We start from the raw sequence: 23,650 nt of genomic DNA, 5'->3' as shown, positions 1-23,650 counted from the left end.
CGGCAGTGCCACGCAGTAGCGGAGCACAGGGGCGATTTTAGGTGACGGGGCACATCCCCGGGCCGGCGTGCGCCTGCGCCTGGGGCAGGAACACGCGCAACTGCAGCCGTCCTGCCAGGGCGAGTGGCGAAACGGCGCCCGCCCGCCCAGCGATGCGCAAGACTCGCCTACCACCGACAGCACAGGCGTATGGCGCGCCACCTATCCACGGCTGCGTGGCGCGTGGGGTCTAGCGCCGGCGGCCTCCATGGGGGCCCTCGCCCACCGTACCATTCACCATTCACCGTTCCCGACACGCCCCGCTGCCGGCTCCCCGTCGCCGCCGCTCCCCACCGCGCGGGCTTTCTCCCTCCACCTATGCAAGAACGCTCCTGGTCTCCCGTTGTTTGGATTGGCTATGCCATGTGCGTCGGCGTCATGGGCACGGCGCTGGCCAGCCCGCTGTACCCGCTCTACCAGCAGGCCTGGGGGCTCAAGCCCAGCGACATCACGCATCTCTTCGTGGTGTACATGTTCGGCGCGCTCACCAGCCTGCTGTTTCTGGGGCGGCTCACGCAGCGCCACGGCTTCCTGGCCATCCTGCGCACGGGCCTCGCGCTGATGACCGCGGGCGTGGTCCTGTCAGCCCTGGCGTGGAATGTGCCCGTCTTCATGCTGGCGCGGCTCATGATCGGGCTGGCGTCGGGAATGATCACCACCTCGGCCTCCATCGGCATGGTGCAGGCCCGCCCCGGGCGTGATCCACGGCGCACGGCCGCACTGACCACCGTGGCGATGACGCTGGGTTTCGGCCTGGGGCCGCTTGTGGGCGGCTTGATGGCCCAGTGGGTGCCCCACCCGCTCGTCACTGCCTACGTGCCCACGGCGGCCATGGGCCTGCTGGCGGTGTATGCGCTGCACCAACTGCGCGGGCTGCCCACAGGGGGAACGCGGGACGACGCCCTGCCGCCCGGCACCTGGCGCGGCGTGATCGCACAGTGGATGCCGCGGCTCACGCCGCCGCCGCGCCTGCGCCGGCGCCAGTTCTGGCTGGCGAGCATGGGCGCCTTCAGTGCCTTCGGCATGTTCAGCCTGTACTCATCGCTGGCGCCCAGCTTCATGCAGGAGATCGTGCCCTGGCATGGGCCGGCCGTGAGCGGACTGTCGATCGCGATGATCCTGTTCCTGTCGTCCGCGTTCCAGTTCATGGTGCGCAACTGGCGCACCAAGCGCGTGGCCCTGGCCAGCGGCTGCGCGCTGGTGCTGTGCAACCTGCTGCTCATGGCGACCACGCTCACCGGCGCCACGCTGGTGTTTGGCGCGGCGGTGATCGCCACGGCCTTCGGCCATGGGCTGGCCAATGTGGCGGGCATGGGCGTGGTGGCCAAGCTCACCACGCCCGAAGAGCGCGGCGGCCTGCTGTCGTCCTACCTGATCGTGGGATACCTGGGCACCATCGTGCCCATCCTGGGCATGGGCTGGCTGTCGGACCATTTGGGCTTGAACCGCGGCTTGCTGGTGTTCTGCGGCGCCATGGCCCTGCTGAGCGCCGTGGTCACCGCGCTAGGCATGCGCACCGCGGAGATCCCCGTGCCGCAGCAGCACCTTTAACCGCTGGTGTCAGCGCCAGCCGATCAGCAGGATGGCGATGTTGACCAGCAGTCCCGCGCCCCACACCAGGCTGCGCGCCGTGGGCATGTCGCCCACGTACATGGTGATGTAGCACACGCGCAGCATCACGAACAGGAAGGCCAGCAGGTCCAGCATCATCTGCGGCGCGCCCAGCTGGTGCGCGATGATGACCGCGCCGATGAAGAACGGCAGCGCCTCGAAACTGTTGGCCTGCGCCGCATTGGCACGGGCGCGCCAGCCGGTCTGGCGCGCCAGCCACGCACGCGGGTCGTGGTTGTCGCTGCCGCGAAAGCCCCCCCGCTTGGCCAGCAGCGCGCAAGCCATGGGCAGCAGCGCCGCAATCAGCACGCACCAGTAGGCCACGGTGAAGCGGGCCACATGCATTGTTGTGTTCATTTTTGCAGTGTTTTTGACCTCCAGCGCTTATCCAACAAGCGCTAGCAGCTATTGTTTTTGATATTCAGCGCCGATCCGCCAGCGCATGAGCGATGGTGCCCAGGTCCACGTATTCCAGCTCGCTGCCCACGGGCACGCCCCGCGCCAGGCGCGTGACGTGCACGCCGCGGCGCTTGAGCGCCTCGCCGATCGCGTGGGCCGTGGCCTCTCCCTCGGCCGTGAAGCTGGTGGCCAGGATCACCTCCTGCACCACGCCGTCGCTGGCGCGCTCCAGCAGGTTGTGCACACCGATGTCGCGCGGCCCCACCCCATCCAGCGGCGACAGCCGCCCCATGAGCACGAAGTACAGCCCCTTGAACGCCGCGGTGCGCTCCATCGCGGCCTGGTCGGCGGGCGTCTCCACCACGCACAGGCGGGTGGCGTCGCGCGCCGGGTCCAGGCAGGTCTCGCACACCGCGCCCTCGGTGAAGGTGTGGCAGCGCTCGCAATGGCGTACCTGCGTTGCCGCCTGCGCGAGCGCCTGCGACAGCATCTGCGCTCCGGCGCGGTCATGCTGCAGCAGATGAAACGCCATGCGCTGCGCCGACTTCACGCCCACACCGGGCAGGCGCCGCAGGGCCTGGATCAGTGCGTCAAGGGAGCTGGTGTCGGACATGAAGAATGGATTTCGGAGTGCAAACGCCGCCCCCAAGGGCGTAGCGAGCGCCTGCCAGGCGAGGCGGACGGAGCACGGCAACCGGAACGTACTTGCTTAGTACGTGAGGATTGCGAGCACCGCCCCACGACGCATGGCCGGCGCGCAGTAGCCTGCCCTCAGAAGGGGAATTTCATGCCGCCGGGAAGGCCTGGCATGCCGGCCGTGATCTTGGCCATCTTCTCGGCCGAGGTTTCCTCGGCCTTGCGCACCGCGGCGTTGAAAGCGGCGGCCACCAGGTCTTCCAGCATGTCCTTGTCGTCGGCCAGCAGGCTGGGGTCGATGGTCACGCGCTTGACGTCGTGCTTGCAGGTCATCAGCACCTTCACCAGGCCGGCGCCGGATTCGCCCTCGACCTCGATGTTGGCCAGGTCGTCCTGGGCCTTCTTCAGGTTGTCCTGCATGGCCTGGGCCTGCTTCATGAGGCCGGCGAGCTGTCCCTTGTTGAACATGGATGGTTTCCTTTGCGTTTCAAAAATGGTTATGCAGGCTTGATGCTGCCCGGGACGATTTTCGCCCCGAAATCACGCATCAGTTGCTGCACGTAGGGGTCGTTGTGGACGATCTCCTCGGCCACGCGCTGGCGTTCGGCCGCGGCGTGCGCGTTGCGGCGCGCGGGGCTGTCGATCACCACACCCACCTCCACGCTGATCTGGCGCGCATGGCCCGCGGCCTCCAGCGCCGCGCGCAGGCGCTCGCGCGCCGTGGGCTGGTTGAGCGACTCCCGCTCCACGCGCAGCAGCCAATGGTCCGGGTCACGCGCCACCAGCTGCGACTGCAGCGCCAGTTCGCGCACCAGGGCGGTGATGGCCTCCTGGGCAATGAGCTGCTGCACGGTGGCATGCCAGACATCGCCCTCCTCCGTGCGCACCAGCCGCGCGGGTGCCGGGGCCGCCGATGGCAGGGGCTGCAGGCGCGCCCCGGGTTCCGGCGCGGTACGCACGGGGATTGCTACCGTTTCAGGAGCTGTCTGCGCTGTATGGGCGGGCGCTAGAGGTGTTTTTTGCCTTAGATCCTCAGGGGAGCGTACGGGCAGACGCACAGGCGCTGCGGCCCGTACGGGCGCCTGGGCCGTATCGCCGGCTTCCCACGGGGGCGATTCGCGGTCGCCCGCGTCCAACGCCTCCTGCACGGCCTGGTTCACATCGTCCGGCGTGGCTTGCGCCCGCGTGGGTGCTGCCGATGCGGCGGGCCGGGCGGGCGCGGCAGTCGCGCAGTCCATCGCGGGCGCCTCGACCGGAGCCGGGTGCACCGACACCGGCGGTGCGGGAGCCCGGTCCGCGGCGGCCGGCACAGCCTGCGGTGCCTGGACTACCGGCGTATCGGCCGGCGCATGGGCCGACGGCGCTGCGGCTTCAGGCCGCGTCAGAGTTTTTTTTTCAGCCGAGGCAGCCGCGCCGCCTTCCGAAGCCGCCGGCTTGAACGCCAACAGGCGCAGCAGCACCATGGTCAGCGCGGCATATTCGTCGGGCGCCAGACCCAGATCGGCGCGGCCGTGCAGACAGATGCTGTACAGCAGCTGCGTCTCGTCGGCCGGCAGGGCGGCAGACAGGCGCGCAACCTCTGCCGCCTCAGGGTCGCTGGCGTCCGCGGCCGCAGCCATCTGCGGAACGGCCTGCAGCACGGCCATGCGCTGCAGCACGGCGCTCATGTCCTCCAGCGTGGAGGCGGCGGACAGGCCGTTGATGCGCAGGGTGTCCGCCGTCTCGACCACCGTGCGGCCATCGCCCTGCGCCAGCGCGTCGATCAGACGGAACACATGGCTGCGGTCCACGCTGCCCAGCATCTGGCGCACAGCGGCTTCCTGCAATTGGCCGCTGCCGAAGGCAATCGCCTGGTCGGTCAGGCTGAGCGCGTCGCGCATGGAACCGCGCGCGGCGCGGGCCAGCAGCCGCAGGGCCTGCGGCTCGGCGGGCACGTTCTCGGCGGCGAGCACGCGGGTGAGGTGCTCCAGCACCGTCTCGGGCGCCATGGGCCGCAGGTTGAACTGCAGGCAGCGCGAGAGCACCGTGACTGGCACCTTCTGTGGATCGGTGGTGGCCAGCACGAACTTGAGGTATTCCGGCGGCTCCTCCAGCGTCTTGAGCATGGCGTTGAACGCCGTGTTCGTGAGCATGTGCACTTCGTCGATCATGAAGACCTTGAAGCGCCCCTGCACCGGCTTGTAGACGGCCTGCTCCAGCAGCCCCTGCACCTCGTCCACGCCGCGATTGGAGGCGGCATCCAGCTCGGTGTAGTCAGGAAACCGGCCGCTGTCGATGTCGGTACAGGCCGGGCACACGCCGCAGGGCGTGGCAGTGATGCCGCCTTGGCCGTCCGGCCCCTGGCAATTGAGCGATTTGGCCAGGATGCGCGAGACCGTGGTTTTGCCCACGCCGCGCGTGCCGGTGAACAGGTATGCGTGGTGCAGCCGCTGCTGCGTGAGCGCGTTGGAGAGCGCCTGCACCACGTGCTCCTGCCCCACCATCTCAGAGAAGGTCTTGGGACGGTATTTGCGGGCGAGCACAAGATAGGACATGGGGCGTGATTCTATGTGCGGGCCAGACACCAGCGCGCCAAGGCTTCTAGCTGGCCCGTGCCTACGCAGGCCACCGCGCCAACCGAGGGCGATCTGCTTTCTGCCAGGATTCATACTCCCCGGGAATGACTGCAAACTGCCAGTCGCACCGTACCGCCATGTTGCCCGCCCTGCTTCCATCCCTTGCGGCCCGCAGGCGACTATCGCGACAAGGGTTGCTGACCCGGTCGGCTGGGGTGCGTCTCGCCTGCTGGCTACCGTGTCTGTGCCTGCAGCCACCAACGCAAGCACAGGAGGATTCCCAAAACACCGCCGCTGCCGATCCGCCGACGCAGCAACAGCCATTACCTGCGGCTTTGGATGTGCGTGCGCGTAACCACCCCGAGCCAGACGGTTACTCGCTGCCCAGCACGCCCGAGTTTGGCGCCATCGGCGTGCAGTTGCAGGGCGACTCACGTTTGCTGCTGCGCGTCCGGCGCGGCGGCCCCATGCTGTACTACCGGGCAAAGTTCTGACAGGCCACGGGCAGAGCGTGGTTCGTCGTACAATCACAGGCGACGGGCCTCCCCGCATGGTGAAGCGGCCAACCGGGTCAGGTGGGGAACCAAGCAGCCCTAACTGTGGAGCCAGTGCCGGGGGTAAGGCTCGTCACCTTCTTCTTTTCTTCCCCATTCTTTTTTTGCGTCGCCTGAGCGCTTTGCGTTTCATCGGGCGGTTGCGGCGTTCCCGCACATGAACGCGATGCGTCAGCTCCGTCCTACAGTGGAACAAGCACGGCGATCGCGACAAGCACGTGCCCGCGGTCCATACTGCGCCCCAGGAGTTCTCGCCACCGATCCACTTTCTTGCTGTCCCGTGCCGCCATGCTGTCTGCCATGTCCGCGCTGCTTGCAAGTCATCTGCTCCGGCCGCTGCCACGGCCGGCCATGGATTGGGGCATTGTGTGCCTGCTGTGCCTGTGCGCGGCATTTCCCGCCCGGGGCGATGAGAGCCTGCCAGACGGTGCTGCGGCCGCATTGCGACAGGCTCAGGATGAGCCTTCTTCCGCCGCCTTCACGCAGGACACCGCCACCTACCCCGACCTGAACGGCAGCGATCTTCCGCGCGCAGCATTCGGCAACAGCGTTCAGTACACGGACATCACCCGTTGGCTTACACCGCTGCAAGCCTCTCGCCTGGGGCTGACGCTGGGCGTGGTGGTTCCGTCGGACGGCGCGGCCCGCGCAGGAGCCGTCAGCCCGGCCTACCCGTCAGGCACCCCGCTGGCCTACGACCTGGGTCTGCGCTGGCGATCACAGTTGCAGCCGCGCGTACGGCTGGACCTGCAGGCCTGGGCCCGCACCCACCCGCACACGGGCCTGCACGACGCCATGGGCATGATCTGGGGTCGCGACCAAGGCAGCAACTTTGGCACCCGTCTGGAGGTGCAATGGTCCGCATCGCGCACGCGCGGTCTGGTCCCCGAGCTGGGCGCCATCGGCGTGCAGTTGCAAGGCGATGCGCGGCTGGTGCTGCGCGCCCGCCGCGGCGGGCCCATGGTGTATTACCGCGCGAAGTTTTGACCGCGCGCTCAGCAACGCTCTGGGTTGACGCCGACCTTCCCGCAATGACCGCAGAGCATGGCCCAAGGCGGCGCCCCTGCTGTGCTACGCCTGCGTTGCCAGCCAGTGCGCGGCACCCGCTCCTGCCGCACGCCCGGTGGCATAGCACGCAGTCAACAGATACCCCCCGGTGGGCGCCTCCCAGTCCAGCATCTCGCCCGCGCAGAAAACCCCGGGCATGGTGCGCAGCATGAGGCGCGTATCCAGCGCTTCGAAGGCCACGCCGCCGGCCGTGCTGATGGCCTCATCCAATGGGCGTGCTGCCACCACGGTGATGGGCAAGGCCTTGATGGCATGGGCCAGCGCCACCGGGTCGGACATACCGTCCTTGCCCAGTTGTTCGTAGAGGACGGCGGTTTTGATGCCGTCCAGGCCCAGCCGGCTCTTGAGGTGGGTGGAAAGGCTGCGCGAGCCGCGCGGGTGGCGCACCTCGGCCAGCACGCGCTCGGGCGTGTGGTCGGGCAGCAAGTCCAGGTGGAAGGTGGCGTGACCGTGTGCCACGATCTCGTCGCGCAGCAGGCTGGAGACCGCATAGACCAGGCTGCCTTCCACGCCCGTGGCCGTGGCCACGAATTCCCCGCGCCGCTCAAAGCGCCGGCCCTGGCTGTCGGTGAAGGACAGCACCACCGACTTGAAGGGCTGGCCCGCGAAGCGCTCGACGAAATGCGGCGTCCAGCCGACGGCGGGCGCGCCTCGGCCGATGAGCTCCAGAAAGAACTCTCGCCGCGTCTCGCCCACGGGCGCATCCACGCGCGGTACGTCGAAACCGCAGTTGGACGGCGCCAGCGGCGCTACAGGCACGCCGCGCTGCGCCAGCAGCGGCGCCCAGGTACCGTCCGAGCCCAGGCGGCCCCAGCTGCCGCCGCCCAGGGCCAGCACGACGGCGCGCGCCCTTACCCGCACCTCTCCCGCCGGCGCGGCAAAGCGCAGCACAGGCGGCGTGATGCCATTCAATGCGTCGGCCCAGCCCATCCAGCGATGGCGCATGTGCAGCTGCACCCCCTGCCCGCGCAAGCGCTGCAGCCAGGCACGCAGAAGCGGCGCGGCTTTCATGTCCTTGGGGAACACCCGGCCCGACGTACCGACGAAGGTCTGCGTGCCCAAGGCATCAGCCCACGCGCGCAAGTCCTCGGGGCCAAAGTCTCGCAGCCAGGGCGTCAGCGCCTGCTGGCGATCGCCATAGCGCGCCATGAAGGCCGCCAGCGGTTCGGAATGCGTGAGGTTCAGCCCGCCCCTGCCCGCCAGCAGGAACTTGCGTCCCACCGAAGGCATGGCGTCGAACACCTGCACGCTCAGGCCCGCCGCTGCTGCGGCCTCGGCGGCCATCAGGCCAGCCGGCCCCGCGCCAATCACGGCGATCTCGCAAGATCGCAGATCCGTATCCATCATGGTGTTGCTTTCATCAACCCACACGCCGCAGCAGGCGCACGTGCATGGGCCGCACGAAGTGCGCTCCCTCCATCGTGCAATGCGGCGCGAAGGCCGCCGCCACGCGCTCGCGCAGGGGCGCGTCGATGCGGTGGTCGGCAAAGGTGGGGTTCATCATCCGCCGCTCAAACTGGGCGAAGTCCTCGAAATGCACAGGCATGTCGAATCGCCGTTGCGCCACCTGCTCCCAGGTGCTGCGGACGGCCAGGGCGCGGTCCAGCGCCGCCTGCGCAGCGGCGCGCACGATGCCTTCGTCGTTGTACAGGCGCACGATCTCGTTGAGCGCGCCTTCGTAGACCGGCTCCGAAACGTACAGATGCCCGCCGGGACGCAGCACGCGCGCCACTTCGGTCAGCGCCTGGTCCATCGCATCCAGCGGCACGTGGTGCAGGGACTTGAGCATCAGAGCCAGGTCGAACTGCGCGTCATCGCATGCAATGGCCTGCGCACCACCCACGGCAAAGCGCATGCGCGGCGGCGTGTCCTGCAGGTTGATGGCGTGCTGCCGGAGGTCCACTTCCAGCCCCAGATACCGCATGTCCGGCCAACGCTGCAGCATCTGCCGCGCCATGCGCGCTCCGCCGCATCCGAGTTCGATGACGCGCGTGCCGGGTGTTGGCAGCAACTCGACCAGGACATCCAGTTCATCAGGGACGAGGGTGTGGTTCATGGGTCATCGATCAATCGGCAGAATCAACCGATGGTACCTACCCCTGCGCACGACGCGGGGTATTCCCGTACGCCGGCCACAGGCCCGGCGCCTGCCCACCCGGTCAGAACAGCACGCCCTGCCCTGGCGCGTCCACGACCACCAGCCTCCCATCGCCCGTCAAGAAAGCCGCGCCCACCTGTTCGCCCGGAAACTGCGCTCCCACCGCTTCGCGGTACAGGCGCAGCTGGGCCATCAGCTGCGGCTGGCGCTCGGGCGCGGTGGCGCTCTTGTAGTCCAGCACCCACCAGCGCGCACCCTCACGCGGCTGGCGCAGCCGCACCAGGCGGTCCAGACGCAGACCCTGGCCCTGGTACACCAGCGGCGCTTCGTTGAGGGCCTGCTCCACGTGATCGGGGTTCCACGCCCAGGCACCCTCGCCCTGCAGAATGCTCCGCGCCATCGCTGCGGCCTGTGCGGCGGCCTCCGCCGTGATGTCGAAGTCACGCGCCAGCTGCGCCAGCCGCCGCGCGGGCCACACGCCGCCCGCCCGCGGGGCGCCGACCACGCCCGCCTGCTCCAGCAACTGGTGCATGGCCTCGCCCTGGCGCGACTGCGGGGTGGAGACGGGAGCACCCGCCGCAGCGGCTTGTGCCCCCGGCGCAGCCCCCGCATACGGCGGAAGCTGCGGCAACGCGACGGCGGCATCGTCAGCCACATCGCCCAATGGCGCGGCGGGCGGCACTGGCGCGTCCTGCAGGGACTCGGCCAGCCGGTTCCACCAACTGCCGGGCGCGGCCGTGCTGGACTGCACCGCCGACAAGGCCAGGCAATGCTTGGCGCGTGTCATGGCCACATAGAGGGTGTTGAGCTCCTCGCGCTGGCGCTCCGCCAGTTCCGCCGCCAGCAGGTCCACCGCACTGGGCGGCGGGTTGGATTCGCTGGCCAGAAAGACAAAGCGCAGCGGAGCGGCCTGCTCGCCCGGCCAGTCGACCAGCGCGCCCATGGTCTCGGCCTTCTGCGCGCGCGCATCGGTGTCCAGCAGCAGCACGCTGTGCGCCTCCAGCCCTTTGGCGCCGTGGATGGTGAGCAGGCGCACGGCCTGCGCCTCCACGCGGCCGGGTGCGCGCATGCCCGGGCGCTTCATGGCGCGCACGAAGGCATAGGCCGTGAGGTAGCGTCCCCCGTCCTGCTGCAGCGCCGCGGCCAGCAAAGCGCGCAGGTTGGCCAGCACGCCCGCACGCTGCGAGGCGGGAGCCGCGGCGGCAAAGCGCGCGGGCACGTCGCCGTGTTCGTAGATGGCATGCAGCGCATCGTGGGGGGGGCGTGTTTCCACCCATCGCTTGTATTGAGCCAAAACAGGCGCCAGCGCTTGCAGGTCGGGCGGAAGCAGCTCACTTTTTTGAAGTACGTCGAACCAGCTGCACGGGGATCCTTCTGCGGCCGTCTGGCGTACCCGCAGCGCAATCTGCACCAGCGCGTGATCCGTCAGGCCGAACAGCGGCGAGCGCAGCGCACGCGCCAGCGAAAGGTCATGCCCCGGTGAGACCAGCGCATCCAGCAGCGCGACGATGTCCTGCACCTCGGGCGCCTCGCCCAGCTCGGCCTTCTCGGGCTGCACGCAGGGCACGTGCAGCGCGCGCAGGGCCTCCTGCAGGGAGGCCAGCCGGTCGCGCTTGCGCGCGAGCACCATGATCTCCTGCGGCTGCACGCCCGCGGCGATCTGCGCCGCCACCCATTGCGCAGCCTGCGCGCATTCGCGCATGCGCAGGGTTTCCTCGGCTTCATGGCGCGGCTGGGTCAGAGTGTCGCGCCACTCGGGGGCAGTGGCCGCGGCGGCATCACCCCCGTCAGGCGCCGTGATCGGGGGCAGGCGCAGCAGTTGCCCCGGGTCGCGCGATTCGGTGGTGTGGTCGCGAAAGCCCGCGTACTCGCCCTGCGCCTGCGCCGCCTGCATGGCCCGGTTCACCGCTGCGATCACGCCGATGGCGTTGCGCCGCGTGTGGTCGCAGGCCAGCAGGTCGCCCCCCAGCCCCTCGCGTACGAAGGCCTGGGCGGCCTTGAAGACCTGCGGCTCGGCGCGGCGAAAGCGGTAGATGCTCTGCTTGGGGTCACCGACGATGAACACGCTGGGCGGCTGCTGGCCGCCGCCCGCGCCCGCGTAACCGGCCAGCCAGGCATGCAGCGCCTGCCACTGCAGCGGGTTGGTGTCCTGGAACTCATCCACCAGCAGGTGGCGCACGCGCGCGTCCAGGCGCTCCTGCACCCAGCCCGAGAGGATGGGGTCGGACAGCATGACCAGCGCCGTGCGCTCCACGTCGTTCATGTCCACCCAGCCGCGCTCGCGCTTGAGCTGGGCGAACTGCGCGATGAGCGCACGCGCCAGCCGCGCCATGCGCTGCTGGTGCAGCCAGGCCTCGTGCTGGCGGCGCGCGGCACACAGGCGCTGAAGTTCGCCCTCGGCCTCCTGCGCGGCGGCGAACTTCTCCAGATTCTTGGACAGGCGATCCTCGCTGGCCACGAAGAAGGCCTTGCGCAGCGTGTCCAGACGCTGGCCCAGGTCGTCGCACAGCCAGGCGTCGATCACCGCGTCGGCGGCCTTCTGCGGCGTCTTGTTCGCCTGCGCCCCCAGCACCTGGGCCCAGGCATGCCAGCGCTGGCGCGCTGCGTCGCTGGCCAGCGCATCGGCCGGATGGTGCAAGCCGGCAAGGTCCGAGAACTGCGTGCCGAAATGCGGGATCGATGCGTCCACCACGCCCGCCTCGTCGGCCAGCGCGAACTCCACGCGCTTGGCCAGCGCGCCTTCGAGCGCCTTGTGCGTCTGCGAGCGGCCGTGATGTGCTACGCAGGCTTCGTAATCCGCGCGCAGCGCGGCGTCCTGCGCCACGGCGGCGAGGTAGGGGCGCCAAACCTCGCGCACTGCCTCGGCGTCATCCTCCAGCAAGTCGTAATGGGCGGGCAGGCCCTGCTGCTCCAGCACCGCCAGCGGCGCCGTGCCCAGCAGCGCCGCAAACCAGCTGTGAAAGGTGCGTATCTGCACGGGGCGGCCCGCGTCCAGCGTCTGACGGTATAGTTTTTGTAGCTGCTCGCGCTTTTCCAGAGCGCGCTGCGGCCCGATTCCTCTTGCAATCAGCTCCTTTTCCAGATCGGGCAGCGGCTTGGCCGCAAACTCCTGCAGCCATTCCTGCAGGCGCTGGCGCATTTCGCCGGCGGCCTTCTTGGTGAAGGTGATGGCCAGGATCTCGTGCGGCGCACAGCCGTCCAGCAGCGCGCGCAGCATGCGCGAGACCAGCATCCAGGTCTTGCCGGCGCCGGCGCAGGCCTCCACGGCCACGCTGCGCTGCGGGTCGCAGGCAATGGCGTAGAAGGCCTCCCGCGTGACCGGTTGGCCGTTGTGTTCGTAGGCGGCTTGCGCGGCAGCTTCACTCATTCCAGAAATCCTTGCGGCACAAACCGCGCGCGGCGCACCATTCGCACACGCTGCCCTCGCCCAACGCGGGCAGCGGCGCGCCGGCTGCAATGCGCTGCATGTCGTGCGTGATGCCGCCCAGCAGCAAGTCGCGCAGGTGCACCACGTCGTCCTGCTCGTGCAGCCGGGTTTCGCCGCGCTCACCCACATTCACGTAGGCAGCCCGCAGGGTGTCGTCCTGCAGCAACGCGGCGTAGAAGGCGAGCTGTGTGTCCTCGGCCCCGGCCTTGATGCGCCCGCGCGTGAGGGCGTCGCTCTCGGTCTTGTAGTCGATCACCAGCGTGAGGGGCTCGCCGCCGCCCTGCGGGCGCACGGCGTCCACACGGTCCAGTGTGCCGACCAGTTCCAGCGCGCCCAGCGGCTGGCGCGCGCGCAACTCGGCCTGGCGAAAACAGGCGCCAGCGGCTTCGTGCTTGCCCAGCCATTCCAGATAGCCGGCGCGCAGCGCGGGCCATCCCGAGGCGTAGGGCAGGAAGTCGCCCTCCTGCAGCCCCAGCTCGCGCGTGGCGCGCGCAGCCGCCTCGTCCATGAGCGCCGTGCGCGCCGCGGCGTCGCCCGTGGGCGCGTCCTGCAACGCCTCATGGAAGTGCTGCAGCACGGCATGCAGCCAGGTGCCGAAGTCACGTTTGTCCAGCCCGGCGTCCAGTTCGTCGTCTTCCTGCAGCTGCAGTTGGCGCAGCGCGAAGAAGCGGTAGGGACAGTGGCGCAGGTCGGAATATGCCGAGGACGACAGCCGCTGCACCGGCAGCTGCGCGCCCACCGGCAGCGGACGCGCCGTGGGTGCCACGGGCACGCTGCGCGTCACCCGGGGATCGGCACCGTCCGTGCCGGTTCCGTCCAGCCGAAGCGCCTGGACCAGCGGACTCGGCAGGAGGGGTTCGCCCCCCTCGTCACCCACGCGCCACAGGAGGTCGACACGCGCAATACGCAGGGCCTGCCGCCAGGCGGCGCGCTGCGCGGCGGCCAACAGGTCGCGCGTGGGCAGCCCCAGTCCCTCGCGCTGCGCCTGCGTCCAGGGGCCGGGCGGTTCAGGCGCGGCCTGCAGGCGTTTCTCATCGCAGCCGGGCAGCACCAGCGCAGCGAACGGGCGCGCCAGCAGCTGCGGCAGGGGCAGAACCACCACGGGTGCATCGTCCACATAGGCCGGTCGATAGCGCGCGCATTCCAGCACCTCTCCCACCCAGCGTGTGAAGTCCGCCAGCGCCATGCGCGCACCGGCCCCGTCCATGTCCTGCAGATCGTCCTGCAGGCCCTCGGGCAGGCGCAGCTCGGCCAGCACGCGCGCACCGGCCTCGTCCTGCTGCAGCCCGTCCCACAGGCCGCAGTCCTGCAGCAGCACGCGCAGCGACTGCAACCACTGGGCCAGCGGCCGCGCGGCCCGCAGCTGCGCGCGCCAGGCCTGTACCTGGTCCGCCAACGCGGCCTCGGCCGGGCGCCGCTCAGCCAACGCCTGCAGTTGCGTCACCGCGCCGCTCCAATGCCGGGCGCCCGCACGGCGCAGCCAGTGCTCCAGCGCGCGCAGTGCGGCCCCATCCACCGCGGGCGACTGCTTGAGCCAGTCGAGCACGGCATCGGCGGTGGCGTCCCAGGCACCGGCCTGCAGCACCGCCATCAGCCGCGCCGCGGCGTGGGTGGTGGAGAGCAGCCAGCCGTTTTCGTCGTGCACTGCCACGCCCGCGCCGGCGAGCAAGGCACTGATGCGGCGGGTGAGCGCGCGGTCGTTGGCCACCAGTGCCACGGGCGCCTGTCCCTGCGCCAGGTGCTGCAGCACACAGGCGGCGGCGCGCTGGGCCTCGTCCTCGGCATCGGGCACGGCATGCAAGGTTGGCACGCCGGCCTTCCCGCCGTCCATCACCTGCGGCAGGTCCACGACAAGGCCCGCCTCTGCCCAGTGCTGCGCCAGCGTGCGGGCCAGGGGGTCGGGTTGGAAGCCCTGCACCACCACAAGCAGCGGCACGGCCGCACGCACGCCAGACTCGAACAGCACATCCCCCACGTGGCGCGAGGCCAGCACCCATTCCAGGGCGATGCGCGCTGCGGCGGCCTCCAGCCGGAGCGCGCCACCGTCGCCCGCCGCCGGCAGCAGGGCGCGCGCCGCCTCGCCCCAGTCCGGGCGCCGGCCAGGAGCCACGGCCGCTGCCACCACCGCCAACTGCGCAGCCATCTCCAGCAGCGGACCGCTGAGGACTTCGCGGTGCGCGGCAAGACCGGCGTGGTCGAGCAATGCACGTGCGGTGACCGCATCGCGCGCCATATCGCCCGCGTACTCGCTGCCCTCCGCCAGAGGCGCGCCCAGCTGGGCAGCCCAGTTGCGCGTGGTCTCGAAGCGCGGCGCGAAACCCTGAGGGTAGGCGCGCTGCCATTGCCGGCGCGCCTCGCCCATGAGCTGGGCGTACGGCACCAGCACCACGGTGGCCGCCAGGTGCGCGCCGCGCTGCGCGGCCGCTGAGCGCACCTGCTCGAAAACCGCGCGCCACCCCGCGCTGCACGCTGCGGCGTGATCGTCTTTTGCTATGGGTGTCATAGCGTTACAAGCACCGGCCATATGAGGATGCAGGGATTCGGTTTCTGTCACAATGACTGGACTTTATACGTACCGGCATCGCCCACTGCTCACACAAGGAACCAAGGAACGCGCCATGGCCAGCGAACTCATCAAACATCTCTCCGACGCCAGCTTTGAAGCCGACGTGCTGAAAGCCGGCACTCCGGTGCTGGTGGACTACTGGGCCGAGTGGTGCGGCCCCTGCAAGATGATCGCCCCCATCCTGGACGAGGTGGCTGGCGCCTACCAGGGCAAGCTCACCATCGCCAAGATGAACGTGGACGAGAACCGCGAGATTCCCGCCAAGTTCGGCATCCGCGGCATTCCCACGCTGATGCTGTTCAAGAACGGTGAACTCGCCGCCACCAAGGTAGGCGCCATGAGCAAGGCCCAGCTCACCGCCTTCATCGACCAGCAATTGGCCTGATTCCCTTCTTGCCGGCCGCCCTGCGCGGCCGGCAGTCTTCCGAGGTGCGCAGCACCCGGGCAACCTGCGAATAGCGCAGAACTTTTCCTGTCATAATTCGCGCTGATCGCCTCGCCGCACGTGCACCCAGCGGCCGGCTCCGGATCACAGGCTCGCCAAGTCCGCCATCACCCATGGCCCGCACGAAACGCAGCCCTTCCCCTCACACAGACATTTCCACTCCGTCCAGGAGTCACTCCATGCACCTTAACGAACTCAAGGCACTGCACGTGTCTGAAGTCCTCAAGCAGGCCGAAGACCTGGAAATCGAAAACGGCGGCCGCATGCGCAAGCAGGAGCTGATGTTCGCCATCATCAAGAAGCGTGCAAAAGCCGGCGAGCAGATTTTTGCCGACGGCGTGCTTGAGATCCTGCCCGACGGCTTCGGCTTCCTGCGCAGCCCCGACACCAGCTACACCGCGAGCACCGACGACATCTATATCAGTCCGAGCCAGGTGCGCCGCTTCAACCTGCACACCGGCGACATGATCGAAGGCGAGGTGCGCACGCCCAAGGACGGCGAGCGTTACTTCGCGCTGACCAAGCTTGACTCCGTCAACGGCGGCCCGCCGGAGCAGAACAAGCACAAAGTGATGTTCGAGAACCTCACGCCGCTGTTCCCCAAGGAGCAGATGCGGCTGGAGCGCGAGATCAAGGGCGAGGAGAACATCACCGGCCGCATCATCGACATCATCGCCCCCATCGGCCGCGGCCAGCGCGCGCTGATCGTCGCGCCTCCGAAGAGCGGCAAGACGGTGATGATGCAGCACATCGCCCATGCCATCACGGCCAACAACCCCGATGTGCACCTGATGGTGCTGCTGGTGGACGAGCGCCCCGAGGAAGTGACCGAGATGCAGCGCTCGGTCAAGGGCGAAATCATTGCATCGACCTTCGACGAGCCCGCCGCACGCCACGTGCATGTGGCCGAGATGGTGATCGAGCGCGCCAAGCGCCTCGTGGAACTGAAAAAGGACGTGGTGATCCTGTTGGATTCCATCACCCGCCTGGCCCGCGCCTACAACAACGTGGTGCCCTCCAGCGGGAAGGTGCTCTCCGGCGGCGTGGATTCCAACGCCCTGCAACGCCCCAAGCGCTTCTTCGGCGCAGCGCGCAAGGTCGAGGAAGGCGGCTCGCTGACCATCATTGCCACGGCGCTGGTCGATACCGGCAGCCGCATGGACGAAGTGATCTTTGAAGAATTCAAGGGCACGGGCAACTGCGAAATCCACCTGAGCCGCCGCCTCTACGAAAAGCGCGTGTTCCCGGCCATCGAGCTCAACAAGAGCGGCACACGCCGCGAGGAACTGCTACTGGCACCCGAGATCCTGCAGAAGACGCGCATCCTGCGCCAGTTCATGTACAACATGGACGAGATCGAGTCCATGGAACTCATGATCAAGAAGATGAAGGAAACAAAGAACAACGTGGAGTTCTTCGAGGCCATGCGCCGCGGCGGCTGACCTGCTCCACCGCTTTTGCCCAGCCCCGCCTTCGTGCGGGGCTTTTTCATGGCCGCCCATTGCCCCTCGCTGTGCGCAGGCGTGACTCCCCGCCCACCGCTCACTTGATTCGCCTCAAGACACGGCGCGACGCGCCGGCCCATACTGGCTGTCATCTCATTTCGATAGCATGGTGGCCCGCAATGGGGCGCCCAAAGGACCGGGCGCTGCGAACGAAATTGCGGATTACCATCGCCGGCCTGCGTATGCCCTTCGCCCTCCCCGCCCTCGTGTCGCTCCTTGACAGCCCAGCGCTGCGCACGGGCCTGCTCGGGATCTGCGTCACAGTCGCCGGATGCATGGCAGGGGTGCGAACGGACGTGCCCTCCCCTGCGCTGCTGCCCGCCGCATGGCCCGTGCCACCCGTCGCCTTCGATGACAGCACCGTCAGCGTTGACGACCAGGCCGAGTGGGGGATGTTCTACCGCGACCCCACACTGCAAGGCCTGGTGCGCCAGGCGCTCGAGAACAACCGCGACCTGCGCCTGGCAATGCTGCGCGTGGACGAGGCGCGCGCCGCCCTGGGCCTGCAGTCCGCCGAACGCTGGCCGACCCTGGCCGTGGGCAGCAGCCACACCCGCGCACGCGTGCCGGGGGACCTGAACGTGAGCGGCCGCGCCGTCACCACCGGCGAGCACCGCGTGGGCCTTGCCATCAGCAACTGGGAGCTGGATCTGTGGGGCCGCGTGCGCAGCCTGGAGGCGGCAGCGCAGCAGGCCTACTTCGCCTCCGCCGAAGGCAGCCGCGCCGCCCAGGCCGCACTGGTGAACCAGGTGGCACGCAACTACCTCGCATGGCGCGAAACGCAGGAACGCATCGCGCTGACAGAAGACACCATCGCCACGCGCCGCGAGAGCCTGCGCATCTTCGGGCGCCGCCACGCGGCCGGCGCCATCTCGCGCCTGGCGCTGACGCAGGTGGAATCTCTGCTGTACCAGGCCGAATCCATCGGCACCCAGCTCGCGCAGCAGCAGGCACTGCAGGCCCATGCGCTGGCGCAGCTCGTGGGCGTACCGTGGGATGCGCTGGCCCTGGCGCCGCCCCAGGCTGCCGTCGCCCTTCCCACCGTGCCCGCGGGATTGCCTTCCGACCTGCTGCTGCGCCGCCCCGACATTGCCGCCGCCGAGCACACCCTGCACGCCGCCAACGCCCGCGTGCAAGCCGCGCGCGCAGCGTTCTTTCCGCGCATCGCTCTGACCACGAGTGCGGGCACCGCCAGCGCGCACCTGGACGGCCTGTTCGACAGCGGCAGCCGCGCCTGGACGTTCGCTCCCAGCATCTCTGTGCCGCTCTTCGACGGCGGGCGCCTGCAGTCCAACCTGGATCTGAGCGCCGCACGCCAGAACATCGCTGTGGCCGACTACGAAAAGACCGTGCAGACGGCCTTCCGCGAAGTGTCAGACGCATTGGCCACGCGCGCCACGGCAGCGCGCCAGATCACGCTGCAGCAGGCCCAGCGCGACGCCTTGCATGAACGCGCACGTTTGGCGCAACTGCGCTACGACCACGGTGCCACGCCCTACTTCGAAGTGCTGGATGCCCAGCGCGACCTGCTGGCCGCCGAGCAGCAACTCGTGCAGGCACGCTATGCGCTACAGGCAGCACACATCGCCGTCTATGCCGCGCTGGGCGGCGGCGCGCCCGCGCGCTGACAACCCAACGGGACCCTCGCATGACCATTCCCAAGAAAATCCTCATCGCCGCAGCCGCAATCGCTGCCATCGCCGCACTGGGCGGCTACGCCTGGCTGCAGTGGAAGGAAACGCAGCAGAACGCCGGCCTTGTGGGCGGCAACGGGCGCATTGAGGCCACCGAGGTGGACGTGGCCACCAAGTACGCCGGCCGCGTGGCCGAGATCCTGGTGCAGGAAGGCGACTTCGTGCAGGCCGGCCAGACACTGGCGCGCATGCAGGTGGACAGCCTGCTGGCCCAGCAGCGCGAGGCCGAGGCCAGCCGCGACCGCGCCCTGCAGGCCGTGGCCTCCGCGCGCGCCCAGGTGGCCCTGCGCGAGAGCGAGCACACGGCCGCCCAGGCCCTGATCGCCCAGCGCGAGGCCGACCTGGACGCCGCTCAGCGCCGCGCGGCACGGTCGGAGACGCTGGCGCGCGAGGGCGCATCCTCCGAGCAGGAACTGGACGATGACCGGGCCCGCGTGCGCAGCGCACAGGCCGCGCTGAAGGCCACGCAGGCACAGGCGCAGGCCGCGGGCGCGGCCATCGTTGCGGCGCGCACCCAGGTGGCCGGCGCCGAATCGGCGGTAAAAGCCGCCGATGCGACCGTGCAGCGCATCAACGCCGACCTGGCCGACAGCGAACTCGCCGCCCCGCGCGATGGCCGCGTGCAGCTGCGCCTGGCCCAGCCCGGCGAAGTGCTGGGCGGCGGCGGCAAGCTGCTGAACCTGGTGGACCTGACCGACGTGTACATGAGCTTCTTCCTGCCCGAGACCGTGGCCGGCCGCGTAGCGCTGGGAACCGAGGTGCGCATCGTGCTCGACGCCGCACCGCAGTATGTGATCCCGGCCAAGGTGTCGTTCGTCGCCAGCACGGCGCAGTTCACGCCCAAGACCGTGGAGACGGCCAGCGAGCGGCAAAAGCTCATGTTCCGCGTGCGCGCGCGCATCGCACCCGAGCTGCTGCGCAAGCACATCACGCAGGTGAAGACCGGCCTGCCCGGCCAGGCCTGGATCAAGCTGGACGAGGGCCGCGACTGGCCGGCGCACCTGCACAACGTCGTGGCCCCCTGACGGACCGTAACGCCCGGCTGCTCCATGCCCCAGCACCTTGAGACCGCCACCCCCGTGGCCCGGCTGCGGGACGTGCAACTGCGCTACGGCGCGGCCCAGGCCCTGCGCGGCATCACGCTGGACATACCGACCGGCCGCATGGTGGGCCTGATCGGGCCGGACGGCGTGGGCAAGTCCAGCCTGCTGGCGTTGATGGCCGGCGCGCGCGCACTGCAGCAGGGCAGCGTGCAGGTGCTGGGCGGCGACATGGCGCGCAAGGCGCACCGCGACGCGATCTGCCCGCGCATCGCCTACATGCCGCAGGGCCTGGGCAAGAACCTCTACCCCACGCTGTCGGTCGAGGAGAACCTGCAGTTCTTCGCGCGCCTGTTCGGCCACGGCGCGGCCGAACGGCGCAGGCGCATTGACGACCTCACGCGCAGCACAGGCCTGTACCCCTTCCTCGCGCGGCCCGCGGGCAAGCTCTCGGGCGGCATGAAGCAAAAGCTGGGGCTGTGCTGCGCGCTGATCCATGACCCTGACCTGCTGATCCTGGACGAGCCCACCACCGGCGTGGACCCCCTTGCACGCGCGCAGTTCTGGGAGCTGATCGCCCGCATCCGCACCGAGCGCGCGCACATGAGCGTGATCGTCGCCACCGCCTACATGGACGAGGCGCAGCGCTTCGACTGGCTGGTGGCCATGGACGATGGCGCCGTTCTTGCCACGGGCACACCGCAAGAGCTGCTGCAGCGTGCTGGCGTCGACACCCTGGAGGAAGCCTTCATCGCCCTGCTGCCCGAAGCCCGGAAGCGCGGCCACAGCCCGGTGGTGATTCCACCGCTGCCGACCAACGGCGAGGACGACATTGCCATCGAGGCGCAGGGCCTGACCATGCGCTTTGGCGACTTCGTGGCCGTGGACCAGGTGAGCTTTCGCATCCGACGCGGCGAGATCTTCGGCTTTCTGGGCTCCAACGGCTGCGGCAAGTCCACCACCATGAAGATGCTCACCGGACTGCTGCCTGCGTCCGAGGGCCGTGCCTGGCTGTTCGGGCAGGCGGTGGACCCGCACGACATGGCCACGCGCCGGCGCGTGGGCTACATGTCGCAGGCGTTCTCGTTGTATGGCGAGCTGACGGTGGAGCAGAACCTGGTGCTGCACGCGCGCCTGTTCCATGTGCCGGAAGAACAGGTCACAGCGCGCGTGGACGAGATGCTGCAGCGCTTTGCCCTGCAGGACGAGCGTGCCACCCTGCCCGCCAACCTGCCGCTGGGCATGCGCCAGCGCCTGTCGCTGGCCGTGGCCATGGTGCACCGGCCCGAGTTGCTGATCCTGGACGAGCCCACCTCCGGCGTGGACCCGGTGGCGCGCGACGCCTTCTGGCGCCTGCTGGTCGAACTGTCGCGCCGCGACCGTGTGACGATCTTCATCTCCACCCATTTCATGAACGAGGCCGAGCGCTGCGACCGCATGTCCATGATGCACGCGGGTCGGGTGCTGGACAGCGACACGCCGGCCGCGCTGATGGCCCGGCGCGGCGCCCAGACGCTGGAGCAGGCGTTCATCGGCTACCTGCTGGAGGCCGCTGGCGAGCCCATTGCAGATGACAACGCTACGAAAACAGGAGCTTCCAGCGCTCTATCGACGGTCGTATCAAACGCAAAAGAGTTTGAAACACCCGCAGATCAAGCGGCGGCAGCTCCTGAAATAGAAGCACCCCGGCACCGCGCCTTCAGCCTGCAGCGCATGCTGAGCTACATGTGGCGCGAGTCGCTGGAGCTGCGCCGCGACCCGGTGCGCGCCACGCTGGCACTGGCGGGCTCGCTGATCCTGATGTTCGTGATCGGCTACGGCATCAACATGGACGTGGAGAACCTGCGCTACGCCGTGCTCGACCGCGACCAGACCACGCTGAGCCAGAGCTATGCCAACGCGCTCTCGGGATCGCGCTATTTCATCGAGCAACCGCCGCTGTCGGACCATGCCGAGCTGGACCGGCGCATGCGAAGCGGCGAGCTCTCGCTGGCCATCGAGATCCCCAGCGGCTTTGCCCGCGACGTGCTGCGCGGCAAGAACGTGGAGATCGGCGCCTGGGTGGACGGCGCCATGCCCATGCGCGCGGAGACCGTGCGCGGCTATGTGCAAGGCATGCACCAGCATTGGCTGGCCGCGCAACTGCACGAGCGCACGGGGCAGCGCCTGGCCAGCAGCGTGACCGTGCAATCGCGCTACCGCTACAACCCCGACGTGCGCAGCCTGCCCGCCATGGTGCCGGCGGTGATTCCGCTCTTGATGCTCATGCTGCCGGCCATGCTCACGGCGCTGGCCGTGGTGCGCGAGAAGGAGATGGGCTCCATCCTCAACCTGTACGTTACACCCGTCACACGCACCGAATTCCTGCTGGGCAAGCAACTGCCCTACGTGTTGCTGGCCATGCTGAACTTCCTGCTCATGTGCCTGCTGGCGGTGACCGTGTTCGGCGTGCCCATCACCGGCAGCTTTGCCACGCTGGCGCTGGCAGCGCTGGTGTTCTCGGTCACCTCCACCGGCATGGGCCTGCTGGCCAGCAGCGTCACGCGCAGCCAGATCGCAGCCATGTTCTTCGCACTCATCGGCACGCTGATACCAGCGGTGCAGTTCTCGGGCCTGATCGATCCCGTCTCGTCGCTGGAGGGCAGCGGCCGCCTCATCGGCTCGGTCTACCCGGCCACGTACATGTTCATGATCAGCCGCGGCGTCTTCAGCAAGGGACTGGGACTGGCCGACCTGCAGGGAGCGCTGCTGCCGCTGCTGGCGTCGGTGCCCGTGGTCATGCTGGGCGCGATTGCGCTGCTGAAGAAGCAGGAGCGCTGACCAATGCCCGGCTCCTCCTCATCCGTGCGCCTGCACCTGCTCAACATCTACCGCCTGGGCGTGAAGGAGTTGTGGAGCCTGCTGCGCGACCCCACCATGCTGGTGCTGATCGTGTACGTGTTCACGCTGTCGGTGTACGCCGCCGCCACAGCCATGCCCGAAATCCTGCACAAGGCGCCGATTGCGATCGTGGACGAGGACCAGTCGCAACTGTCGCAGCGCATCGTTTCGGCCTTTTACCCGCCGCAGTTCAACACGCCGGCGCTCATCACCGCGCGCGAGATGGATGCGGGCATGGACGCGGGGCACTACACCTTCGTGCTCAACATCCCGCCCGACTTCCAGCGCGACGTGCTCGCGGGCCGCGCAGCGGAAGTACAGCTGAACGTGGACGCCACGCGCATGAGCCAGGCCTTCAGCGGCAATGCCTACGTGCAGCAGATCGTGCTGAGCGAGGTCAGCGAATTCGTGCAACGCTACCGCGGCACCGCAGCCCCACCCGTGGATCTGGCGCTGCGCATGCGCTTCAACCCCGCGCTGGACAAGGCATGGTTCGGCAGCCTGATGGAGATCATCAACAGCGTGACCATGCTGTCCATCATCCTCACGGGCGCGGCGCTGATCCGCGAGCGCGAGCACGGCACCATCGAGCACCTGCTGGTCATGCCCGTCACACCCACCGAGATCATGCTGGCCAAGGTCTGGTCCATGGCGCTGGTGGTGCTGCTGGCGGCCACGACGTCGCTGGTCCTGGTGGTGCAGGGCCTGCTGCGCGTGCCCATTGGCGGCTCACTGGGGCTCTTCCTGGCCGGGGCGGCGCTGCACCTGTTCGCCACCACCTCCATGGGCATCTTCATGGCCACGGTGGCGCGCAGCATGCCGCAGTTCGGGCTGCTCATGGTGCTCACGCTCATCCCGCTGGAGATGCTGTCGGGCGGCACCACGCCGCGCGAGAGCATGCCGGCGCTGGTGCAGGACCTGATGCTGGCGGCCCCCACCACGCACTTCGTGGAGCTGGGCCAGGCCATCTTGTACCGCGGCGCAGGCATGGACGTGGTGTGGCCGCAGTTCCTGGCGTTGGTGGGCATCGGCTCGGTCCTGTTCGCCCTGTCGCTGGCGCGCTTTCGCCGCACCATCAGCAGCATGGCCTAGCACCGCTGAATCAGCTTGTGCGATAATTGCGGGCTTTTTTG

Annotated in this window: 17 protein-coding genes and 1 other RNA gene; 10 read left to right on the top strand and 8 right to left on the bottom strand. The window is 68.9% G+C overall.

All coding sequences use genetic code 11. The features are described 5' to 3' along the window. Positions 1-357 precede the first annotated feature (357 nt). Positions 358-1,590, top strand: a complete 1,233-nt coding sequence (locus DTPSY_RS07575; RefSeq protein WP_011805552.1) for an MFS transporter — start codon at positions 358-360, stop codon at positions 1,588-1,590. 9 nt (positions 1,591-1,599) lie between these two features. Here DTPSY_RS07575 and DTPSY_RS07570 read toward each other — a convergent pair whose 3' ends face one another. From DTPSY_RS07570 to dnaX, 4 genes are all read right to left on the bottom strand, one after another. Then, positions 1,600-2,007, bottom strand: coding sequence for an MAPEG family protein (locus tag DTPSY_RS07570; RefSeq protein WP_041838824.1), 408 nt, complete (start codon positions 2,005-2,007; stop codon positions 1,600-1,602). A 64-nt stretch (positions 2,008-2,071) separates the two neighbouring features. Further along, the gene (gene recR, locus DTPSY_RS07565) at positions 2,072-2,662 is read right to left on the bottom strand and encodes a recombination mediator RecR (RefSeq protein WP_015913090.1); all 591 of its coding nucleotides are present in this window, start codon (positions 2,660-2,662) and stop codon (positions 2,072-2,074) included. 158 nt (positions 2,663-2,820) lie between these two features. Further along, on the bottom strand, positions 2,821-3,153 hold the full coding sequence (locus DTPSY_RS07560; RefSeq protein WP_011805555.1) for a YbaB/EbfC family nucleoid-associated protein: 333 nt from the start codon (positions 3,151-3,153) through the stop codon (positions 2,821-2,823). A gap of 29 nt (positions 3,154-3,182) precedes the next feature. After that, positions 3,183-5,219: a DNA polymerase III subunit gamma/tau gene (dnaX, locus tag DTPSY_RS07555; protein WP_015913089.1), complete on the bottom strand. Its 2,037-nt coding sequence runs from the start codon at positions 5,217-5,219 to the stop codon at positions 3,183-3,185. A 362-nt stretch (positions 5,220-5,581) separates the two neighbouring features. Here dnaX and DTPSY_RS18535 point away from each other — a divergent pair, with 362 nt between their 5' ends. From DTPSY_RS18535 to DTPSY_RS07550, 3 genes are all read left to right on the top strand, one after another. Further along, complete coding sequence (locus DTPSY_RS18535) at positions 5,582-5,734, top strand: hypothetical protein (protein ID WP_172751387.1); 153 nt, start codon at positions 5,582-5,584, stop codon at positions 5,732-5,734. A gap of 41 nt (positions 5,735-5,775) precedes the next feature. After that, an RNA gene (gene ffs / locus DTPSY_RS18035) (signal recognition particle sRNA small type) lies at positions 5,776-5,872 on the top strand. Positions 5,873-6,145: 273 nt separating this feature from the next. Next, positions 6,146-6,781, top strand: coding sequence for a hypothetical protein (locus DTPSY_RS07550; RefSeq protein WP_015913088.1), 636 nt, complete (start codon positions 6,146-6,148; stop codon positions 6,779-6,781). An 84-nt stretch (positions 6,782-6,865) separates the two neighbouring features. Here the strand turns inward: DTPSY_RS07550 and DTPSY_RS07545 are convergent, their stop codons facing one another. The 4 genes from DTPSY_RS07545 to DTPSY_RS07530 all read right to left on the bottom strand — a co-directional run bounded on the left by DTPSY_RS07545 (position 6,866) and on the right by DTPSY_RS07530 (position 14,890). Then, the gene (locus DTPSY_RS07545) at positions 6,866-8,209 is read right to left on the bottom strand and encodes a TIGR03862 family flavoprotein (RefSeq protein WP_015913087.1); all 1,344 of its coding nucleotides are present in this window, start codon (positions 8,207-8,209) and stop codon (positions 6,866-6,868) included. Between the two features lie 13 nt (positions 8,210-8,222). Then, positions 8,223-8,918 carry a class I SAM-dependent methyltransferase gene (locus DTPSY_RS07540; protein ID WP_041838822.1) on the bottom strand — a complete coding sequence of 232 codons (696 nt, stop codon included), beginning with the start codon at positions 8,916-8,918 and terminating at the stop codon, positions 8,223-8,225. A gap of 103 nt (positions 8,919-9,021) precedes the next feature. After that, the gene (locus tag DTPSY_RS07535) at positions 9,022-12,327 is read right to left on the bottom strand and encodes a UvrD-helicase domain-containing protein (RefSeq protein ID WP_015913085.1); all 3,306 of its coding nucleotides are present in this window, start codon (positions 12,325-12,327) and stop codon (positions 9,022-9,024) included. Then, positions 12,320-14,890, bottom strand: a complete 2,571-nt coding sequence (locus DTPSY_RS07530; protein WP_015913084.1) for a PD-(D/E)XK nuclease family protein — start codon at positions 14,888-14,890, stop codon at positions 12,320-12,322. The genes DTPSY_RS07535 and DTPSY_RS07530 overlap by 8 nt, the downstream gene beginning before the upstream one ends. A 115-nt stretch (positions 14,891-15,005) precedes the next feature. Here DTPSY_RS07530 and trxA point away from each other — a divergent pair, with 115 nt between their 5' ends. The 6 genes from trxA to DTPSY_RS07500 all read left to right on the top strand — a co-directional run bounded on the left by trxA (position 15,006) and on the right by DTPSY_RS07500 (position 23,609). Further along, the gene (gene trxA / locus DTPSY_RS07525) at positions 15,006-15,338 is read left to right on the top strand and encodes a thioredoxin TrxA (protein ID WP_011805563.1); all 333 of its coding nucleotides are present in this window, start codon (positions 15,006-15,008) and stop codon (positions 15,336-15,338) included. A gap of 239 nt (positions 15,339-15,577) precedes the next feature. Continuing rightward, positions 15,578-16,840: a transcription termination factor Rho gene (gene rho / locus DTPSY_RS07520; RefSeq protein WP_015913083.1), complete on the top strand. Its 1,263-nt coding sequence runs from the start codon at positions 15,578-15,580 to the stop codon at positions 16,838-16,840. A gap of 245 nt (positions 16,841-17,085) precedes the next feature. Next, the gene (locus DTPSY_RS07515) at positions 17,086-18,531 is read left to right on the top strand and encodes an efflux transporter outer membrane subunit (protein WP_434060549.1); all 1,446 of its coding nucleotides are present in this window, start codon (positions 17,086-17,088) and stop codon (positions 18,529-18,531) included. A 20-nt stretch (positions 18,532-18,551) separates the two neighbouring features. Next, complete coding sequence (locus tag DTPSY_RS07510; protein ID WP_011805566.1) at positions 18,552-19,622, top strand: HlyD family secretion protein; 1,071 nt, start codon at positions 18,552-18,554, stop codon at positions 19,620-19,622. Between the two features lie 24 nt (positions 19,623-19,646). Beyond that, on the top strand, positions 19,647-22,457 hold the full coding sequence (gene rbbA, locus DTPSY_RS07505; protein WP_015913081.1) for a ribosome-associated ATPase/putative transporter RbbA: 2,811 nt from the start codon (positions 19,647-19,649) through the stop codon (positions 22,455-22,457). A gap of 3 nt (positions 22,458-22,460) precedes the next feature. Beyond that, complete coding sequence (locus DTPSY_RS07500) at positions 22,461-23,609, top strand: ABC transporter permease (protein ID WP_015913080.1); 1,149 nt, start codon at positions 22,461-22,463, stop codon at positions 23,607-23,609. Positions 23,610-23,650 lie beyond the last annotated feature (41 nt).

The sequence above is a fragment of the [Acidovorax] ebreus TPSY genome (assembly GCF_000022305.1).
In the GTDB taxonomy this organism is placed as follows: Bacteria; Pseudomonadota; Gammaproteobacteria; order Burkholderiales; family Burkholderiaceae_C; genus Diaphorobacter; species Diaphorobacter nitroreducens.
The sequence above is the reverse complement of the archived record's forward strand: the minus strand, read 5'-3'. Positions and strand labels throughout refer to the sequence as shown.

Bases quoted from the DNA above. Each gene is read 5' to 3' on its own strand.
- DTPSY_RS07515 (WP_434060549.1), top strand. From the start codon at position 17,086: ATGCCCTTCGCCCTCCCCGCCCTCGTGTCGCTCCTTGACAGCCCAGCG.
- DTPSY_RS07510 (WP_011805566.1), top strand. From the start codon at position 18,552: ATGACCATTCCCAAGAAAATCCTCATCGCCGCAGCCGCAATCGCTGCC.
- rho (WP_015913083.1), top strand. From the start codon at position 15,578: ATGCACCTTAACGAACTCAAGGCACTGCACGTGTCTGAAGTCCTCAAG.
- DTPSY_RS07570 (WP_041838824.1), bottom strand. From the start codon at position 2,007: ATGAACACAACAATGCATGTGGCCCGCTTCACCGTGGCCTACTGGTGC.
- DTPSY_RS07540 (WP_041838822.1), bottom strand. From the start codon at position 8,918: ATGAACCACACCCTCGTCCCTGATGAACTGGATGTCCTGGTCGAGTTG.
- recR (WP_015913090.1), bottom strand. From the start codon at position 2,662: ATGTCCGACACCAGCTCCCTTGACGCACTGATCCAGGCCCTGCGGCGC.
- DTPSY_RS07500 (WP_015913080.1), top strand. From the start codon at position 22,461: ATGCCCGGCTCCTCCTCATCCGTGCGCCTGCACCTGCTCAACATCTAC.
- rbbA (WP_015913081.1), top strand. From the start codon at position 19,647: ATGCCCCAGCACCTTGAGACCGCCACCCCCGTGGCCCGGCTGCGGGAC.
- DTPSY_RS07545 (WP_015913087.1), bottom strand. From the start codon at position 8,209: ATGATGGATACGGATCTGCGATCTTGCGAGATCGCCGTGATTGGCGCG.
- DTPSY_RS07550 (WP_015913088.1), top strand. From the start codon at position 6,146: ATGGATTGGGGCATTGTGTGCCTGCTGTGCCTGTGCGCGGCATTTCCC.
- DTPSY_RS07530 (WP_015913084.1), bottom strand. From the start codon at position 14,890: ATGACACCCATAGCAAAAGACGATCACGCCGCAGCGTGCAGCGCGGGG.
- dnaX (WP_015913089.1), bottom strand. From the start codon at position 5,219: ATGTCCTATCTTGTGCTCGCCCGCAAATACCGTCCCAAGACCTTCTCT.
- DTPSY_RS07535 (WP_015913085.1), bottom strand. From the start codon at position 12,327: ATGAGTGAAGCTGCCGCGCAAGCCGCCTACGAACACAACGGCCAACCG.
- DTPSY_RS07560 (WP_011805555.1), bottom strand. From the start codon at position 3,153: ATGTTCAACAAGGGACAGCTCGCCGGCCTCATGAAGCAGGCCCAGGCC.
- trxA (WP_011805563.1), top strand. From the start codon at position 15,006: ATGGCCAGCGAACTCATCAAACATCTCTCCGACGCCAGCTTTGAAGCC.
- DTPSY_RS07575 (WP_011805552.1), top strand. From the start codon at position 358: ATGCAAGAACGCTCCTGGTCTCCCGTTGTTTGGATTGGCTATGCCATG.